Source organism: Acidobacteriota bacterium (genome assembly GCA_030697165.1).
Classification (GTDB): Bacteria; Acidobacteriota; Vicinamibacteria; order Vicinamibacterales; family UBA2999; genus 12-FULL-67-14b.
Genome location: JAUYQQ010000009.1, coordinates 384,418 through 402,023 on the forward strand (window position 1 = coordinate 384,418; position 17,606 = coordinate 402,023).

At 67.7% G+C, this 17,606-nt stretch carries 14 protein-coding genes; 8 read left to right on the forward strand and 6 right to left on the reverse strand.

Annotated features, from left to right (window positions below; genetic code table 11):
* Positions 1-1,422 (reverse strand): dihydrolipoyl dehydrogenase, encoded by a 1,422-nt coding sequence (gene lpdA / locus Q8T13_10075; protein MDP3718097.1) that lies wholly within the window; start codon positions 1,420-1,422, stop codon positions 1-3.
* Positions 1,423-1,504: 82 nt separating this feature from the next.
* Positions 1,505-1,723: a hypothetical protein gene (locus Q8T13_10080; GenBank protein MDP3718098.1), complete on the reverse strand. Its 219-nt coding sequence runs from the start codon at positions 1,721-1,723 to the stop codon at positions 1,505-1,507.
* Between the two features lie 94 nt (positions 1,724-1,817).
* Between Q8T13_10080 and Q8T13_10085 the strand changes: the two genes are divergently transcribed.
* A complete protein-coding gene (locus Q8T13_10085) occupies positions 1,818-3,200 on the forward strand; it encodes a sigma-54 dependent transcriptional regulator (protein ID MDP3718099.1) in 1,383 nt (460 codons plus the stop codon).
* Positions 3,201-3,254: 54 nt separating this feature from the next.
* Here the strand turns inward: Q8T13_10085 and Q8T13_10090 are convergent, their stop codons facing one another.
* Complete coding sequence (locus Q8T13_10090) at positions 3,255-3,560, reverse strand: HU family DNA-binding protein (protein ID MDP3718100.1); 306 nt, start codon at positions 3,558-3,560, stop codon at positions 3,255-3,257.
* Between the two features lie 138 nt (positions 3,561-3,698).
* Here Q8T13_10090 and queF point away from each other — a divergent pair, with 138 nt between their 5' ends.
* On the forward strand, positions 3,699-4,052 hold the full coding sequence (gene queF / locus Q8T13_10095; protein ID MDP3718101.1) for a preQ(1) synthase: 354 nt from the start codon (positions 3,699-3,701) through the stop codon (positions 4,050-4,052).
* On the opposite strand, the gene Q8T13_10100 is transcribed toward queF, so the two are convergent.
* Complete coding sequence (locus tag Q8T13_10100) at positions 4,049-4,849, reverse strand: hypothetical protein (GenBank protein MDP3718102.1); 801 nt, start codon at positions 4,847-4,849, stop codon at positions 4,049-4,051. The genes queF and Q8T13_10100 overlap by 4 nt on opposite strands.
* A gap of 273 nt (positions 4,850-5,122) precedes the next feature.
* On the opposite strand from Q8T13_10100, the gene Q8T13_10105 reads away from it, so the two are divergent.
* Positions 5,123-5,317, forward strand: coding sequence for a hypothetical protein (locus tag Q8T13_10105; protein MDP3718103.1), 195 nt, complete (start codon positions 5,123-5,125; stop codon positions 5,315-5,317).
* An 81-nt stretch (positions 5,318-5,398) separates the two neighbouring features.
* Positions 5,399-7,972, forward strand: a complete 2,574-nt coding sequence (locus Q8T13_10110) for a M14 family metallopeptidase (GenBank protein MDP3718104.1) — start codon at positions 5,399-5,401, stop codon at positions 7,970-7,972.
* 358 nt (positions 7,973-8,330) lie between these two features.
* Here Q8T13_10110 and Q8T13_10115 read toward each other — a convergent pair whose 3' ends face one another.
* Positions 8,331-8,540: a hypothetical protein gene (locus tag Q8T13_10115; GenBank protein MDP3718105.1), complete on the reverse strand. Its 210-nt coding sequence runs from the start codon at positions 8,538-8,540 to the stop codon at positions 8,331-8,333.
* Positions 8,541-8,803: 263 nt separating this feature from the next.
* Here Q8T13_10115 and Q8T13_10120 point away from each other — a divergent pair, with 263 nt between their 5' ends.
* From Q8T13_10120 to Q8T13_10130, 3 genes are read left to right on the forward strand one after another with little or no spacing between them, the layout of a single operon-like run.
* Positions 8,804-11,011 carry a helicase-related protein gene (locus Q8T13_10120; protein MDP3718106.1) on the forward strand — a complete coding sequence of 736 codons (2,208 nt, stop codon included), beginning with the start codon at positions 8,804-8,806 and terminating at the stop codon, positions 11,009-11,011.
* A gap of 8 nt (positions 11,012-11,019) precedes the next feature.
* A complete protein-coding gene (locus Q8T13_10125) occupies positions 11,020-14,325 on the forward strand; it encodes an N-6 DNA methylase (GenBank protein MDP3718107.1) in 3,306 nt (1,101 codons plus the stop codon).
* A 6-nt stretch (positions 14,326-14,331) separates the two neighbouring features.
* Positions 14,332-14,673, forward strand: a complete 342-nt coding sequence (locus Q8T13_10130; protein ID MDP3718108.1) for a GxxExxY protein — start codon at positions 14,332-14,334, stop codon at positions 14,671-14,673.
* Between the two features lie 206 nt (positions 14,674-14,879).
* On the opposite strand, the gene Q8T13_10135 is transcribed toward Q8T13_10130, so the two are convergent.
* Positions 14,880-15,812, reverse strand: coding sequence for a 2-dehydropantoate 2-reductase (locus Q8T13_10135; protein ID MDP3718109.1), 933 nt, complete (start codon positions 15,810-15,812; stop codon positions 14,880-14,882).
* Between the two features lie 42 nt (positions 15,813-15,854).
* Here Q8T13_10135 and Q8T13_10140 point away from each other — a divergent pair, with 42 nt between their 5' ends.
* Entirely contained in the window at positions 15,855-17,594 is a 1,740-nt protein-coding gene (locus tag Q8T13_10140; GenBank protein MDP3718110.1) for an amidohydrolase, read from the forward strand.
* Positions 17,595-17,606: the final 12 nt, after the last annotated feature.

Consider the following 17,606-nt stretch of genomic DNA (forward strand, 5'->3'; position numbering starts at 1 on the left):
CTACAGGTGGATTGCGGCGCCGTGCGCGGCGTGCGCGGCTTCGCCCACCGCTTCCGACATGGTCGGGTGCGCGTGAATGGTCTTGATCAGCTCTTCGACGGTCACTTCCATGCGCAGCGCCATCACCGCCTCGGCAATGAGCTCGGTCGAGCGCGGGCCGATGATGTGCACGCCGAGGATCTCGTCGTACTTCTTGTCGGCGACGATCTTCACGAAGCCGTCGGTCTCGCCGGCCATGCGGGCGCGCGCCAGGGCGCGGAATGGGAACGTGCCCACGCGAACGTCGTAGCCCTTCTCCCTGGCCTGTGCCTCGGTCAACCCGACACTGCCGATCTCCGGCTCGGTGTAGGTGCAGCGCGGCACATGGTCGTAGTTGATCGGCTGCACCGGCTGGCCGGCAATCCGCTCGGCGAGCACGAGCCCTTCCGCCGACGCCAGGTGCGCGAGCTGGTAGTGCGGGCCACCCATGGTGATCACGTCGCCGATCGCGGAAATGCCGGGGACGCTGGTCTTGAACAGGGGATCAACCACGACGTAACCGCGATCCATCTTGATGCCGAGCGCTTCCGCACCAAGACCCTCGGTCACCGGACCGCGGCCGGTCGCCACGAGCAGCAGCTCGAAGCCCAGCTTCTGCGACTTCCCTTGGGTCTCGACGTCGATGTCGACGCCCTTGGCGCCCGCCTTCGCGGCGGTGACCTTCGAGCCGGTCAACACCTTGATGCCGCGCTTCTTGAAAGTGCGCTCGAGTTCGGCCGACACGGCCTCGTCTTCGCCAGGCACCAGCCGCGGCAGCAGCTCGATGATCGTGACTTCGCTGCCATAGCTCTTGAAGATCGACGCGAACTCGACCCCCACCGCGCCGCTGCCCATGATCGCAATCGACTTCGGCACGGACGAGAGGTGAATGGCTTCGTCGCTGAAGATGATCTTCTTGCGATCGACCTCAATGCCGGGGACGCTGCGCGGCGCCGAGCCGGTGGCGACGATAATCTCCTTGCCGGCGGAGAGGTTTTGCTTCGTTCCATCGTGCAGGGTCACTTCGACGCCCTGCTTGCCCGTGAGACGGGCGGTGCCCTTGAGCCACTCGATCTTGTTCTTCTTGAAGAGCATCTCGATGCCGCCGGTCAGCCCGGTGATCATCTTGTCCTTGCGGGCGTGCACGGCGACCATGTCGATGCCGACCGCGGCGCCATCGACGCCGGTCAGGCCCCACTCTTTCGCGCTCTGCGCAACTTTAAGCGCGTGCGCGTGTTCGAGCAGCGCCTTGGTGGGGATGCAGCCCCAGATCAGGCAGGTGCCGCCCAGCGACTTCTGCTTCTCGACCACCGCCACCTTGAGGCCGAGCTGCGCGGCGCGAATGGCCGCCACGTAGCCGCCCGTTCCCGCTCCGATCACTACAACGTCGTATTCATTTGCCATAAGACCCTTGCCCACCGCAGCCATCAGGGCGAAGGTGGGAACCCCTCAATGTCGCTCGAAATTGAACGGAAGGTCAAGCAACTCAGCGTTTCAACTGGGTCAGCGGGATGAACGTTTCCTGCGGCTTCGGCGCGACCGGCGCGGCCGGATCCACCTTGGCCTTCAGCTCGCCATGGTCGAACTTGAGCTGCCAATACATCTCGGTGATCTGCGCCAGTTGACGGGCGGTCCGTCGCGACTGCACGTACGCCACGACGGCCAGCACCAACGCCACGATCGCAACGGTCCAAACCCCAGTCATACCAGTGAACTTGGAACTTTCAGCCGAATCTGTCAACTGAAACTACCAACTACCAACTTTCAACTTTCAACTCCAAGGTCCTATACTCGACCCGATGTCGGCGCGCCGAAAAACCGTGCTCGTGATCGACGCCCAGGACGAGGCGCGCGAGCGCCTGTCGCAGACGCTGCGGCGCGACTACCGGGTGATTCGCGCTTCGTCCGCCGAAGCCGGGCTGGCACTGATGGACCGCGAGGAAGTCGACGTACTGGTCACCGACATTCACCTGCCGGCGCTTGGCGGCCTCCACTTGCTGCAGGTCGTGCGCGAGAACTTCCCGCTGGTCGAGGTGATCATGACGTCGGCCGGTCCCGACGTCGACTCGGCGGTCAGCGCCATCAAGCTCGGCGCGTATCACTTCCTCACCAAGGACGCCGACCCCGACGTGTTCCGGGCGCTCGTCCGGCACGCCGGCGAACGCCAGGACCTGAACCGCCACGTGCTGACGCTGCAGGATGCGGCGGGCGACGCCGCCGCCCGCGACTTCATCACCGGCCCCAGCACGGCGCTCAAGGACGTGCTCGAGACGGTGCACAAGGTCGCCAAGCTGTCGGCCACGGTGCTGGTGCTCGGCGAGAGCGGCACCGGCAAGGAAATGGTCGCGCGGCTGCTGCACCGCGAATCGGTCAACGCCGAGGCGCCCTTTGTGGCAGTCAACCTGGCCGCCATCCCACGCGAGCTGGTGGAGAGCACGCTGTTCGGCCACGAGAAGGGCGCGTTCACCGGCGCGATCCAGCAGCGCATCGGCAAGTTCGAACTGGCCAACGGCGGCACGCTGTTTCTTGATGAGATTGGCGACCTCAAGTCCGACCTGCAGGCCAAGCTGCTGCGGGCGATCCAGGAAGGCGAAGTGGAGCGGGTGGGTGGCACGCGCGCGGTGCGCACGTCGTTCAGGCTGATCGCCGCCACTCATGTCGACCTCGAGCGCGCGGTCAAGGACGGGACGTTCCGCGAGGACCTGTTCTATCGCATCAACGTCATCCCGGTGCGGTTGCCGCCGCTGCGCGAGCGCATTGAAGACCTGCCGGTGCTGGTGGACTTCTTCATCCGCCGCTACAGCGCGCGCTTCCACAAGCCGGTGCGCGGCATCGCCGAGTCAACGTTGCGCATGCTGTCGCATTACTGGTGGCCGGGGAACATCCGCGAGCTCGAGAACCTGGTCGAGCGGCTGGTCGCGGTGTCGGATCACGAGTGGATTACCGACGAAGACCTGCCCTTCGAGTTCCACGTCGTCGAGCTCGACCGCACCAAGTCGGACACCAGCCTGCTGGACCGGGCGCTCGGCACGTTCGAACGCAACTTCCTGGTGCGCGCGCTCGAGCGCAACGCCTGGAACGTCACGCAGACAGCGCGCTACCTGGGCGTGCCGCTGAGCACGTTGAAGTTCAAGATTGAACGACTGGAAATTCGGGAGCTGGCGAGGAAGATCAAGAAGTAGGTTCCCCGCCAGTCCGACGCTTGGTCTTGTCCGCCCGCCGGGCGGACGGCCGCGTTACTTCGGCTTCTTCGGAAGAATCGCGTCCTTCAGCTGCTTGACGATCCGCGCCTTGACGACGGTCTTCGGCGCGATCTCGATTGGCTGGCCGGTCGCCGGGTTGCGCCCGGTGCGCGCCTTGCGGTGCTGCACGACGAGCTTCACCATGCCGGGGATGACGAACTCTCCGGTGCGCTTCAGTTCCTTCTCGCAAAGAATCGCCAGTTCGTCAAAGAACTCACGCGACTGCGTGCGCTTGACGTCAAACCGTTCGGCGAAGTGCGAAAAGAGCTCCGACTTGCCCATCCTTCGGGCTTCGTCCATCGTGTCCCCCAGGGTCAGTGTTAAGCGGCGTGTATGCTAACCCCGACCTTGGGGGCTGTCAATCGCCGCCGGTCCGCTGCGCAACCGCCGGTGGCTCCTTGGCCACCGACTGCATTCTTTTGCCGTAGACTGATCACCATGTCTACCGCGTCGACCATCGAGACGTTTCCCAACCCGCGGCCCGAGCGCGAATTCGAGATCGCGATCGACTGCCCCGAGTTTACGTCGATGTGCCCCAAGACGGGCCTCCCCGACTTTGGCGTCATCCGCATCCGCTACGTGCCGGCGGCGCGCTGCCTCGAGCTCAAGTCTCTCAAATACTATCTGCTGGAGTTCCGGAACAAGGGAATTTTCTACGAGGCCGCCACTAACCAGATTTTGGACGACCTGGTGGGGGCGTGTGCCCCGGTCCGGATGACCGTGATCGGCGACTTCACGGCGCGCGGCGGGATTACGACCAAGGTGACGGCCGAGTTCGCCAGGCCGGTTTAGAGCTGGTGCCGGGCTTCGACCCCGGCCTCGTCGTCTTCGGCGGCATCGCTGTCGGCCGGCCGTCGGCGGCCGGCGGGCGCCCCGCACAGCGCGCGGGCAATCGCGTCCAGTTGCTGATGCAGCTCCGCCGACCCGCGCAGCGCCGACACCGGGACGCCGGAGTTCACGGCGGAAGCGACAGTGCGGTAGTCGCTGGTGACGCTGTAGTCGATGCCCAGCCCGAGCACGCGCTCGATCTGGCTGGTGGACAGCACTCCGAATTCCGAGGCGCGGTTGAGGACAATCTTCAGCCGGTCGCCGCCGACGCCCGTGAGCTTCACCGCATCGATCAGCCGCTGCAGGTTGCGCAGGCACGGCACGTCGGGATTGGCCACCAGCATCACGGTCTCCGACAACTGCAGCGCCGTGGCGCCGCACGTGCTCAGGGTGCTGCCGACGTCGACGATCACGAAGTCGTAGAGGGCGTTGAGACACCGCAACATCTGCTCAATGCCCTCGACATCGCGCGGCGCGGGCCGGCCGAAGTCGTCGCCGGCCGCCAGCACGTGCAGCCCGCACTCATGATGGGCGACATACTTCGACACTGCGCCGGGATCCATCCACGACAGGTGATCGATCGCCTGCAGCACCGAGTGGCGCGGCCGCAGGCCCAGAAACAGCGCGACGTCGCCCGGGCCGGTCTTGAGATCGACGATGACCGTAGGCTTGCGGGTCAACCGGCGGATGTCGGCGGCGCCGTTCACGGCCAGCGTCGTGGTGCCGGTGCCGCCCTTGGTGCCCAGATAGCTGACGATCATGACCGGGTAGAGGCAACCCGTGTGCCAGACCGGGAAATCACGGCCGCCCTCGGAAGAACCGCCGGCGCGCCTCCGCACGGGGGCTTGCGCATTGCACATCTGTAAGTGGTGGCACGTGATTGGTGGGTTCGCGGCTGGGCTGGCGCGGCGCCGCCATCGCTCGAATGCCGACGTAACTCCTGCCAACGGGGTGAGTTGCGCAGAACGGGCCGCGTCGCCTCTGGCCCGGCACATGGCTTGCTCTATGGAAGCCGCAACCTCCAAGCAAGGACCATGGCCATCATCAATACTCAACCACCCGCGCGCCCCGCAATGGACGAATGGGGCGTCTACGACCCACAGCAGGCCGGCCTCGCGGCGCTCTTCGCGCGACTGGATCTGCCCGTCAAGCCGGTAGTCGACGACCGTCCGAAGGCCATCGAGAATTCCGCCGCGCCCGAGCGGCCATCGCTAAGCGATGCGAAGTAAGCCGACCGACCCTTTCCTCACGTCCCTCTCGGGGTGCCGCGGCGGCACCCCGCTTTTTTTCGTCGAGTAAGATCGCGCGTCATGCGCGCACGCATTGCCGCCCTTCTGTTCGTCCTGAGCTTCGGGGGCCCCCTTGACGCCCAGGCGCCGGTCACCACGGCGGTCCAGAGTCCGGAAGCGGTGTTCGGCTTCCGAATGGGCGCCGACCGGGAACTGGTGGACTGGGCGGGGCTGGAGAAATACTTCACGACGGTCGCGGCCGCATCGGATCGGGTCGAGATCGTGGATGCGGGTCCCTCCACCGAAGGACGCCGGCTGATCGCGGCCGTGATCTCGGCGCCCGAGAACATTGCCCGGCTCGAAGAGATTCGCACCAACGCCCGCCGGCTCGCCGATCCGCGCACGATCGACGAACCGGCGGCCATGGCGCTGGCCGCGCGCCAGCCCGTGATCGTGGCGCTCGGCATGAGCATTCATGCCACCGAGATCGGCGCCACGCAGGCCGCGCCCGAACTGCTCCACACGCTGGCGACCTCGCAGGATCCGGAAGTGCTCCGGTCGCTGCGCGACGTCGTGCTGATCCTGTTTCCTTCGCTCAACCCCGACGGCCACGTCATCACGGTTGACTGGTATCGCAAGTGGAAGGGCACCGAGTTCGAGGGCTCGGGCATGCCCTGGCTGTATCACCGCTACGTCGGCCACGACCTCAACCGCGACTCGTTCATGATGAACATGGCCGAGAACCGCACCCTCGCGGACTTCTTCTATCGGCGCTGGCATCCGCAGGTGTTCCTGAGCATGCACCAGATGGGACCGCGCGGCGCGCGCTACTTCGTGCCGCCCAACGCCGACCCGATCGATCGCAACTACGACCCGCTGATGTGGCGCACCGCGGGCCTGCTCGGTCACGCCATGGCGCTGGCGCTCGAGGAAGACGGACACCGCGGCGTCCTGCAGAACGCCCTCTACGATTACTACTGGCCCGGGTACGAAGACTCGGCGCCGCTTGGCCACAACACGGTGACGCTGCTCACCGAAGCCGCCAGCGTCCGCGTCGCCACGCCGATCACGGTCGCCGCGGATCAGCTGACCGGCGGCCGCGGCTTTCCCGATCACTCGGCCACCACCACCTTCCCCAATCCCTGGCCAGGCGGCCCCTGGCGGCTGCGCGACATCGTCGACTACAACCTCTCGGCAACGCGCGGCCTGCTGGGCGCGGCGGCGCGCTACCGCGAGGAGTTGGTGCGCAACTTCTATCGCATGGGCCAGCGGCAGATCGAGCTGGGGCTGAAGGGCGGGCCGTTCGCGTTCATCATCCCGCCCGATCAGTTCGACCCGCACGCCGCGCGCAAGCTCGAGCAGTTGCTGATTGAGGGCGCGGTTGAGATCCGCCGAACAGTCGAACCGTTTCGCGTCGCCGAGACGGTGTACCCGCAGGGCACCGACATCATCCTGATGGCGCAGCCGTTTCGCGCGTACGCCAAGACCCTGCTCGAAACACAGCAGTATCCGGTGCGGCGGGCGGCACCCGGCGCGCCGGTTGACCGGCCGTACGACGTCGCCGGATGGACGCTGCCGCTGCAGATGAACGTGAAGGTCGATCGCATCGATCAGTATTTCGAGCCGCCGCCGACGACGCGCCTCGATCGGGCCGGCATCACGCCGGCGCGGGTGTGGGGCGAGACCCGCAAGCCGTCCTTCTATGTCGTGGACGGACGCGGCAACGGCGCCAGCCTCGCGATCAACCGCCTGCTCAAGTCAGGCGCGCAAGTCGGGTGGTCAGCTGCGGCAATCGCCCTTGAGGGTCACACCTATCAGCCTGGAGCGCTGGTGGTGAACGAAGGCAGGGACGTTCGCGAAGCGGTCGAGGCGATTGCGCGGGACCTTGGCCTGCGCGTCACCGCGTCGGCCGGCCGGCCGCCCCAGGGGTCGCGGCCGCTCCGCCACACCCGCATCGCGCTCTACAAACCGTGGGTCGAGAGCATCGACGAGGGCTGGACGCGGTGGCTGCTCGAACAGTACGAGTTCCCATTCGACAACATCACCGACGCCGACGTTCGTCGCGGCGGGCTGCGCGCGCGCTTCGACGCGATTGTGCTTCCCGACATGAACGCTGATCGCATGATCACCGGACATCCGGCCGGAACCATGCCGCCTGAGTACGTCGGTGGCCTCGGCACGGAGGGCACCGAGGCACTTCGCCAATTCGTCGTTGACGGCGGGACGCTGGTGGCGCTCGACTCGGCCAGTGAACTCGCGATTGACGTGCTCGGCGCGCCGGTGAAGGACGTGACACGGGGCCTGCCGCCCACTGATTACTTCTGCCCCGGCTCGGTGATCGGCCTCGAACTGGAGGAGGATCCGCTCACGTACGGCGTCCCGCGCCAGACGGCGGGGTTCTGCGCGTTCAACGGCGCCTACGATCTACTGCCGGCGGGAGCAGCCACCGCGCGCGTGATTGGCCGGTATGCGAAGAGCGGGGTGCTGCTCAGCGGCTGGCTCGAGGGCGAAGGCATTGTTGCCGGCAAGGGCGCCATGGTGGAGGTCAAGTCGGGACTCGGCCGCGCGATCCTGTTCGGGTTCCGCCCGCAACACCGCGCGCAATCTCACGCCACGTTCCGCCTGTTCTTCAACGCTCTCCACAGTTCGAAATAGGTGCCCAAGGTGCCAAGGTGCCAGGGTGCCAAGGTGCCAAGGTGCCAAGGTGCCAGGGTGCCAGGGTGCCAGGGTGCCAGGTGCTGGCGATCGAAGATTCTGCGGCGTCTGTCGATTCTGACCGTCGCAGAAACCGCGTCGCCTGAAATACCGGTCTGCGAATCCTCTCCGGAATTTCTCGATCTCAAGTGGCCTTCAGGTTGCACTGGGCAACGGCATGGCTGGAGTTCGAGACATCCGAGAGTTGGCGGCATGGCAGCTCGCGCGAGAGCTAAAGCTCTTGGCCGACGAGGTCAGCCTTCGTCCTGGCCCGAGTCGCGATTTCAAATACCGAGACCAGCTTCGAGACGCGGCTGCGTCAGCGCCCCGGAACATCGCTGAGGGCTTTGGCCGATTTGGGCACAAGGAGTTCGCCCGCTTCGTGCGGATTGCCAAGGGGTCCGAAGTCGAAGTCCTCAATCACTTCATCGATGGCGTGGACAAGCGCTACATCGCGCGCGATGAACTGCCGGAGCTCGAGCGCGCTGTCCGTAGGGCATTGGCCGCCGCAGCCGGCCTGATTCGACATTTGGAAACAACTCCAGATCCGCCGCGGCGCTAGCCCCGCGCACCCTGGCACCCTGGCACCCTGGCACCCCGGCACCCTTGGCACCCTGGCACCCTTGGCACCCTGGCACCCTTGGCACCCTGGCACCCTTGGCACCCATGGCACCTAAACCCCTTCAACCCGGCACTCTCGTGATGGTTCGAGATGAATCTTGGACCGTTGCTCGGGTTGAGGTCTTCGAGCATTGCACTGTAGTCACGCTGGAAGGCCGCGGCCCCGGCAACATGGGCCGTCGCTTCCGAGCCATCACGCCGTTCGACCGCGTCCGCGCGCTCGATAGCGACCGTCCCCGGCAGCGAAAGCGGCGCACCGTTCTGCGCGCCGCGCTCGCCGCCATTACCCACGAACGGCCGGCGCTCGGCCTGTGGACGGCGGCGGACGCCTCCCTCGACCTCCATGCGTATCAACTGGAACCGGCGCTGGCCGTGCTGCGCGGCGCCACGCGCGTGTTATTGGCCGACGCCGTGGGGCTCGGCAAGACGATCCAGGCGGGCCTGATCCTGGCCGAACTACGCGCCCGGGGATTGGTCGATCGCGCTCTCGTTCTTTGTCCCGCGGGACTGCGAGCGTCGTGGGCCGCAGAGTTGCGCGACCGGTTCGGCCTTCAGGCGATGGTGCTCGATCACAGCACGATCGCCGCCGGCGTGTCAGAACGCCCTCACGGCGTGAACCCGTGGGTCACGCATCCCCTGGTGATTGCCTCGATCGACTTCGTCAAGCGGCCGGAGGTGCTCGCGTCGGCCGAGGGCGCGGCGTTCGACCTGGTCGTCGCAGACGAGGCCCATCACCTCACGCCCGCGAGCGATCGTGGCCGCGCGGTCGAACGTCTCGGCGGCCAGGCGCCATGGCTCGTACTGATGTCGGCGACGCCCCATTCGGGAGATCAGGCAGCCTTCGACTACCTGGCGGGCCTCGGCGGGCACGGTGATCCACTGGTCGCATTTCGCCGCGGACGTAACGACGTCGGCCTGCCCGCCGATCGCCGTAGCCACCGGCTGCGGATTGTGGCGAGCGCCGATGAGGACCGCTTGCTGCGCGCGATGGCCGCGTACACCCGAGCCATCTGGCAGGCACGCGGGCACGAGAACCGCGCCGTGCAACTCGTGGCCATCACGCTGGCGCGCCGCACTGCGTCCAGTGCCGGGGCGGCCGGCCGCACGTTGACCCGCCGGCGGGCGCTGCTGGCCGGCGAGTTGCCTTCGGCGCCGGCGCAGGGCGCATTCGCCTGGGACGAGGTCGATGAGGCCGACGGCGATGAGGCCGACGCCGCATTGGCGTGTCCCGGCCTGGCCGATCAAGACGCCGAACGCCGCCACCTCACGCGGCTGATCGACCTGGCGCAGCGCGCGTCGGCGGACTCGTCGAAACTGCGCCGGCTGCGGCGCCTCCTGCTGCGTGCCGGCGAACCCGCGGTGGTGTTTACCGAGTACCGGGACACGCTGTTTGCGGCGGTCGACGCGTTGGCGGCGACCTTCCGGCTCGGCGCGATCCACGGCGGCGTACCGGCCGCCGTGCGGCAGGAGGCAGTGCAGCAGTTCCAGCGCGGCGATCTGGACGTGCTCGTCGCCACCGACACCGCCGGTGAGGGCCTCAACCTGCACCACCGCTGTCGCCTGGTCATCGATCTGGAAGTGCCGTGGAATCCGGTGCGCCTCGAACAACGCGTGGGGCGGGTCGATCGACTCGGCCAGCAACGGCGCGTCCATGCCGTGCACCTGCTGCACCGCGGCACCGTGGAGGACACGGTCTGGCAGCGCCTCGACGCGCGGCGCCGGCTGGCCGACCACGCGCTCGGTGCATGGGCACCGCCAACCGACGACGACATGGCGCGGGCGGTCTTCGACGATGCTCCCCTCGCGTCGCCGTGTGCCAGGCCGGTCGCCTCGATGCGCGTTGAGGAGGCTGCGTCCGAACTGGCGCGGGTCGCGAGCGAGCGAAGCCGGGCCGGTCGTGCCGCCATCGCGCCGGAGCGTCCGGTGGTCTCGCGGCCACGGGCGCGTGACGACCATGGCTCCGCGATCGCGGTGGTCGAATGGACGCAGATCGGACCGGCCGGCGGCATGCTGCAGCGGGTCGCGCGCGCGTTTCGCGTCTCATTGCGGCGTCGCGACACCGCCGAGGCGTGGCGGGATGGCCTCGCAGCTATTGGTGCCGCTGCGATCAGCCTGGCGCCGGCGCCGCCGCTGCTGCCCATGCGCGAGCCGATGCTGGCGCGGATTGCGGCGGCCCGATCGAGGCTGGCCTCGGCACCGGCGCTGCACCAGGCCTCGTTGTTCGATCGGCGCGCCGAAGTCTCGGCACGGTCACGACGTGACGTGGCCGAAGCGGTTGACGCATCGCTCGCGCGCCGGGCGACCTCGCTGGGGCAGGATGGCTCGCCCACCTCACACCCGCGGCTAATCGCGATCTGGCCGCCGCGCCGCCAACCATGATTCCCGGCGTGAGCGGACAACTGCTGTCGCACGCGTACCTCGAGCAGCAGGTGCTTCCCGGCGTGGATCCAGCCGCCGCCGCGTCTTTTGAACGGCAGGTCGTTCGGTGGTGGCGGTCGGTGTCGCGAGCGCTGGGGCCATCGGCGGGTGCGCGGCAGGTGTTCGACCTCGCCGTCGCGCCGCTGCTCGGGTCACTGGGGTATCCGCCTCCGGCGACGCGGCCACTGGGCGACAAGCTGGTCGGGCTCGCCACCACCGAGGGCGGCCCGACGCTGGTGATCGTGTTGCCGTGGGCGGCCCCGGCAGACGCGGCCTGGCGCGATGCCGTGCGCGGCGGCACCGGGGCCGATGCCGGGTGGGCTCTGGTGTCAAACGGGCAATCGCTCCAGGTCGTCGACTGTGCCCGGCCGTGGGCCCGCAACACGTTGCACTTCGACTTTGCACAGCTGCTTGGCGATCCGCGCGGCGCGCGGGTGTTGTGGGAGACCACCGGCGCGCCGGCGATCGTCGCGACCGCCGGGGTCAGTGCCTTGCGATCGCGCATCGAGGCATCGAGCCGCCATGGCGCCGGGGTCTGCCACGCACTGGGCGACGGCGTGCTCGCGGCGCTGCCGGCGCTGGCCGCGGCCCTGTCGACGGACCGCGGCCCAACCGCCCCGGCACGCCCCTACGACCAGGCCCTCACCGTCGTCTACCGCGTGCTGTTCCTGTTGTTCGCCGAGGCCCGCGGACTGGTGCCGGTGTGGCATCCGATCTACCGCGAGGCCTACAGCATCGACGCGCTCTACCTGCAGACCATCGCGCCCGGTTCGGGGCGCGGGCTCTGGCCGGCGCTGCAGGCGATTGCGCGCATCGCTCATGCCGGTTGCCGCGCTGGCGATCTTGACGTGACCGCGTTCAACGGGCGGCTGTTCGCCCCGCGGCATGCGCCATTGGCCGAACGGCGGCGCGTGCCGGAAGACGTGGTGCGGACGCTGGTGTTGGCGCTGGCCACGACCGCAACGGCGTCGGGACGCCGGCGGATCGCGTATCACGACCTCGGCGTGGAACAGCTCGGGGCCGTGTACGAACGCGTGCTCGAGCACGAACCGGTCGCGGTCGGGACCGGGATCGCGCTGCGGCGCACGTCGAGCGAACGCAAGGCCACCGGGAGCTTCTACACACCGCGATCGATCACCGAGTTCGTGGTCCGGCGCACGCTGCAGCCACTCGTGGCGCAGCAGACGGCGGCCGGAATCCTGGCGCTGCGCGTGGTGGATCCCGCCATGGGCAGCGGCGCGTTCCTGGTGGCGGCGTGTCACTACCTGGCCGACCAGTGCGAGCACGTGCTGGTCGCTGATGGCACGTGGGAAGCGGGCGCGGTGACGCCGGGGGATCGTGCCGACTTGCGGCGCCAGGTGGCCGAGCGCTGCCTGTACGGCGTGGACCTCAATCCGACGGCGGTGCAGTTGGCGCGCTTGTCGCTGTGGCTCACCACCCTCGCCACCGGCAAGCCGCTGACGTTTCTCGATCACCACCTGGCGGTCGGCAACAGCCTGCTCGGCGGATGGCTCGCCGACCTGTCGCGGTCGCCCGTACGCGCGCGCGCCACTCGTCCGGCAGCCCTGCCGCTGTTCGATGATGTCTCGGCCGTGGTGTCGCAGGTGCTACCGCAGCGCTTGCGCCTGGCGAGCGAACCGTCGGATTCGGTGCAGGCCGTTCGCGACAAGGAGCGGCTGTTCGAGTCGCTGTCGGTGACGGACGGCCCGTTCGCCGCCTGGTCGCGCGCGGCCGATGCCTGGTGCGCGGCGGCGTTGTGGCCGGGACCTGCCCCGTCACACGCGGTCGTCAAGGAATGGCTGTCGGCCGCGTTGGGCGGCGCCACCACGCTGCCTGCCGGCCAGTTGGCGCGCTGGCTGCGGCGCGCGGCCGAGGTCGCCGCCAGCCACGCCGTGTTCCACTGGGAGTTGGCGTTCCCGGAAGTGTTCTTCGATGCCGCGGGGCGGCGTCGCGATGACGGCGGGTTTGACGCGGTGCTGGGCAACCCGCCGTGGGACATGCTGCGCGCCGACAGCGGGCCGGCGGCCGCGCGTGACGCCGACCGCGCGCGGACCGCTCCAGTGCGCCGCTTCTTCGCTTCATCGGGGATCTACACCGCCCAGGGCCAGGGTCACGCCAACCGCTACCAGTTGTTTCTCGAGCGCAGCCTCCAGCTGACGCGGCCTGGCGGCCGGTTCGGGCTCATCCTGCCGTCGGGCATCGCCACTGATCACGGGAGCGCTGCCTTGCGCCGGCGGCTGTTCGATCGGTGCGCGCTCGACACCTGGATTGGGCTCGACAACCGGGCCGGCGTGTTTCCGATTCACCGCAGCGTGCGCTTCGTCCTGATGGCGGGCGCCACTGGCGGCCGTACTGAAGTCCTGCGGTTTCGTGCGGGTCTCCAGGACCCCGCCGCCCTCGACCGGTGCGCCAGCGACCCTCGGCACGACCATGGGGACGAGTGGCTCAGCGTGTCGCGCTCGCGGCTCGAGGCCTGGGACCCGGAGCAGCTCACCGTGCCGGCGGTAACGTCATCAACCGCCCTGGCGGTCCTGGTCGGCGCCTCGTCTTCGGCGCCGCCGCTTGGTTCCCCGCGCGGGTGGCATGCGCGCTTCGGCCGCGAGCTCAATGCCACCGACGACCGCGCGCATCTCGTCGAGCGCTCGGCGCGAGACCGGTCGGCGCTGCCGATTGTCGAAGGCAAGCACGTCGCACCATTCCAGGTGAACCTGGCGGCGACCACGCACGCGATCCCTCGAGGCGCGGCCGCGCGATTGATTGATCCCGCGGTGAGCTTCGATCGCGATCGCATCGGTTACCGCGACGTGGCCGGCGCCACCAACCGGCTGACGCTGATTGCCGGGCTGCTGCCGAAAGGCGCCTTGACCACCCACACCGTGTTCGTGCTGAAGACGCCGCTGGCGCCAGAGGCCCAGTGGTGCCTGCTGGGGCTGCTCAACAGCCTGGTGGTCAACTACCTGGTGCGGCTCAACGTCACGACGCACGTCACCACCGCGTTGATGGCGCGCCTGCCCGTGCCACGGCCGCCGGATGATTCGCCGGCGTTTCGCACGCTGGCCGCCCTCGCGCGCGGCCTGGAGGTGACGGGCATTGAGGCCGCGCCGGAGGCCTACGCCCGGCTGAACGCTATCGTGGCGAAGCTCTATGGGCTGTCGCCCGAACAGTACCGCCATGTCGTCGAGACGTTTCCGCTGCTCCCCGAAGCGCTACGACTCTGCTGTTGTGATCAGTACATGCCTCGCACGGAAACGCGGAATCACGGAAACCCAACATGATTTTTCTTGAGATCGGCAGTCGCTGTTCATCGCGCCCTGGGCCCGGGCTTGACCGAATACTCCTATCAGGCGTCCATGGAGCTGGAAATGGAGGCCGGGCAGTTGCGGTTCGTTCGAGAACAGGCAATTGCGATCGAGTTTCGCGGCGCGATCGTCGGCTGGCACCGGCCGGACTTTGTCGTCGAGCAATCAGTCGTCGTTGAGGTCAAGTCGGTGAGCCGGATTGAACCGGTCTTCATCAGGCAGGTCTTGACCTATCTGCGCGTCACTCACCTGCAAGTCGGGCTGTTGCTGAACTTCAACGTGCCGTCGATGGCCAACGAGGGCATCAAGCGAGTAGTGCTGTGAGGATTGCTGAGTCAGGTGAAATGCATCGCACGGAACCACGGAAACACCGAAAACGATGGACTCTTCTAAGGCACGAAGTGCGCCAGATCAGCGCACCCGTCAGGCGTTGGTTGCGCGAATATCGCCCTCTGTTCTCTGAAGTACGTCGTGGAGTTCCGACTTTGTGCTTCCGTGCTTCCGTGCTTCCGTGTTTCTGTGTGAAGCATCTACTTCACCGGGCCCGACTCCCAGGCCTTGAGGACAGCGTACAAAGTCGAGGTAATCGGCACCGGCACGCCCAGCTTCTGCGCCCGGCGGACAGCCGCTCCTTGCAGCGCCTCCACCTCAATCCGCTTACCCTGCTCCAGATCGATCAACAGCGACGAGCGGGTGGTGGGCGGGATGTTGTCCATATAGGTCTTGAGCGTGTCGAAGCGATCGGGAGAGATCGTCACGCCTTCCGCCTTCGCGATCGCCGCAATCTCGCGCGACGTGGCGTAGAACATCTCCTGCACATGGGGGTACTTCCAGATGTGGCCAATCGCCAGCCGCGCGGCGCCGGTGAAGCCCGAGAACGCGACGAGATACACGAATTTGTCCCAGATCGGCACGCGCGCATCGGCCACCGGCGTTACCTGGATATCTGCTGTGGCGAAGATCCCGGCAATCTCCTGCACGCGCGGCGAAATGCCGCTGCGGTCGCCGAACACCTCGCCGAAAATGATTGAGCGGTGCACGCCGGTCTGGACGATCAGTCCAGGTGCCTCGAGGGCCGTTGCGACATAGGTAGTGCCGCCGAGCACCGGGCCTTCGCCGACGACCGCGGCCACGTCGTTGACGCTATCGACTCCGTTCTGCAGCGTCAGGACCGCCGTGCCCGGTCCCATCATCGGCTTGAGCAGCGGCAGGGCGGTGGCATTGTCATAGGCCTTGACCGAGACAATCACGAGGTCAACCGGGCCCACTTTCGCCGTCTCGCTCTCAGCCGCCGCCGCGACGCTGAAATCGCCGAGCTTCGCGCTTCTGACCTCCAGGCCCTTGGCGCGAATGGCCTCCAGGTGGGCGCCCCGGGCAATGAATGTGACGTCCTGCCCCGCCCGCGCCAACTTGGCGCCAAAATAGCCTCCCACCGCGCCCGAGCCCAGAATCGCGATCTTCATTGAACCTCCGCAGACGTTTTAGCACAGTGTTAGAATTTGCCCATGGCGGCCCGCATCACGGCCTATCTCGTGGCCTGCATCGTAGGTGTCACGCTCATCGCGGGACTGATCGTCGGCGCGCAGCGTGCCGACGATGACGCGGCCGTGGACCTGATCGTCATCAATGGCAGGGTCTACGCCGGCGGCGCCGCTCCCGAAATGGCTGAGGCGGTGGCCGTTCGCGGCAACAAGGTCGTCCGCGTCGGCTCGAACCGCGAGATCCAGCGCCTGCAGCGCGCCCAAACCACCGTCATCGACGCCAAGGGCGGCGCGGTGGTGCCCGGCTTCAACGACGCCCACGCCCACTTCATCAGCGGCGGCCTCGCGCTCGATCAGATCAACCTGCTCGAAGCCACGACGCTCGACGACATCAAGGACACCATCCGCATCTGGTCCGAGGCGAATCCTGAGCGGACGTGGATCACCGGCCGTGGCTGGTATTACCAGCCGTTTGCCGGCACGCTGCCAACCCGGCAGTTGCTCGATACGCTGGTGCCCGACCGCCCCGCCTACCTGGTGGCGTACGACGGCCACACCGGCTGGGCCAACACCCGGGCCCTCAAGCTGGCCGGCATCACCCGCGACACCAGGAACCCGCCGAACGGCGTGATCGTGAAGGACCCGCGCACAGGCGAGCCGAGCGGGACGCTCAAGGAAGCCGCAATGGCGCTGATGACCGCGACGCCGCGGCCCACCACCGAGGACAAGGTTGCGGCCATCCGTGCCGGGATCGTGGAAGCGCACCGCGTGGGCATCACCAGCGTCCAGAACGCCGGCGGCTCGGCCGAAGACCTCGAACTCTACGACGGCCTCCGCAAGCGCGGGCAGCTGACACTGCGCGTCTATCAGGCGCTGTCGGTCAACGGCCCCGTGAACGAGGCCGAACTCGCGAAACTCGCCGCCGTGCGCGAGAAGTTTGCGGACGACCCGCTGCTCAAGACCGGCGCGGTGAAGCTGGTGGCCGACGGCGTGATCGAGTCGCACACCGCGGCCATGCTCGCCCCGTACAACAACCAGCCGGGCACGGCCGGCGACCCCCGCTACACCGCCGCGCAGCTCAACGAGGCCGTCACCCTGCTCGATCGCGAAGGCTGGCAGATCATGACGCACGCGATCGGCGACGCCGCGGTGCGCATGACGCTGGACGCGTATGAGGCCGCCGCCAAGGCCAACCCCGCGCCGGAGCGCGGCCGCCGCCATCGCGTCGAACACATCGAAACCATTGATCCCGCCGACGTCCCGCGATTCGGCAAGCTGGGCGTGGTGGCGTCGATGGAGCCGGTGCACGGCACACCCAGCCCCACACCGGGCGACGTCTGGAGCACCAACATCGGCGCCGAGCGCGCCGCGCACGGCTGGCTGTGGGCGAGCATCGCCAAGGCCGGCGGACGGCTGGTCTTCGGCAGCGACTGGCCGGTGATGACCCTGGATCCGCTGGCCGGCCTGCACGTCGCGGTGAACCGCACCACCGTGGACGGCCTGCCACTAGGCGGCTGGCTACCGGCCGAACGCCTGCCGATCCGCGCCGCGATCGACGCGTACACGAGTGACGCGGCGTGGACGTCGTATGACGAGCAGCGCAAAGGCATACTCGAACGCGACATGCTGGCCGACCTGGTCGTGCTCTCCGAGGATATTTTCGACCCCGCCACCCGGCTCACCGACACCCATGTAGTGGTGACCATCGTCGACGGCAAGGTCGTCTACCGCAGCGAGCCGCCCGACACCACGACCGCGCCATAGCTCGGCAACGAG

Excerpts from the sequence above, each read along its gene's own strand:
- lpdA (MDP3718097.1), bottom strand. The coding sequence starts at position 1,422 with ATGGCAAATGAATACGACGTTGTAGTGATCGGAGCGGGAACGGGCGGC.
- Q8T13_10080 (MDP3718098.1), bottom strand. The coding sequence starts at position 1,723 with ATGACTGGGGTTTGGACCGTTGCGATCGTGGCGTTGGTGCTGGCCGTC.
- Q8T13_10085 (MDP3718099.1), top strand. The coding sequence starts at position 1,818 with ATGTCGGCGCGCCGAAAAACCGTGCTCGTGATCGACGCCCAGGACGAG.
- Q8T13_10090 (MDP3718100.1), bottom strand. The coding sequence starts at position 3,560 with ATGGACGAAGCCCGAAGGATGGGCAAGTCGGAGCTCTTTTCGCACTTC.
- queF (MDP3718101.1), top strand. The coding sequence starts at position 3,699 with ATGTCTACCGCGTCGACCATCGAGACGTTTCCCAACCCGCGGCCCGAG.
- Q8T13_10100 (MDP3718102.1), bottom strand. The coding sequence starts at position 4,849 with ATGATCGTCAGCTATCTGGGCACCAAGGGCGGCACCGGCACCACGACG.
- Q8T13_10105 (MDP3718103.1), top strand. The coding sequence starts at position 5,123 with ATGGCCATCATCAATACTCAACCACCCGCGCGCCCCGCAATGGACGAA.
- Q8T13_10110 (MDP3718104.1), top strand. The coding sequence starts at position 5,399 with ATGCGCGCACGCATTGCCGCCCTTCTGTTCGTCCTGAGCTTCGGGGGC.
- Q8T13_10115 (MDP3718105.1), bottom strand. The coding sequence starts at position 8,540 with ATGTCGAATCAGGCCGGCTGCGGCGGCCAATGCCCTACGGACAGCGCG.
- Q8T13_10120 (MDP3718106.1), top strand. The coding sequence starts at position 8,804 with ATGGGCCGTCGCTTCCGAGCCATCACGCCGTTCGACCGCGTCCGCGCG.
- Q8T13_10135 (MDP3718109.1), bottom strand. The coding sequence starts at position 15,812 with ATGAAGATCGCGATTCTGGGCTCGGGCGCGGTGGGAGGCTATTTTGGC.
- Q8T13_10140 (MDP3718110.1), top strand. The coding sequence starts at position 15,855 with ATGGCGGCCCGCATCACGGCCTATCTCGTGGCCTGCATCGTAGGTGTC.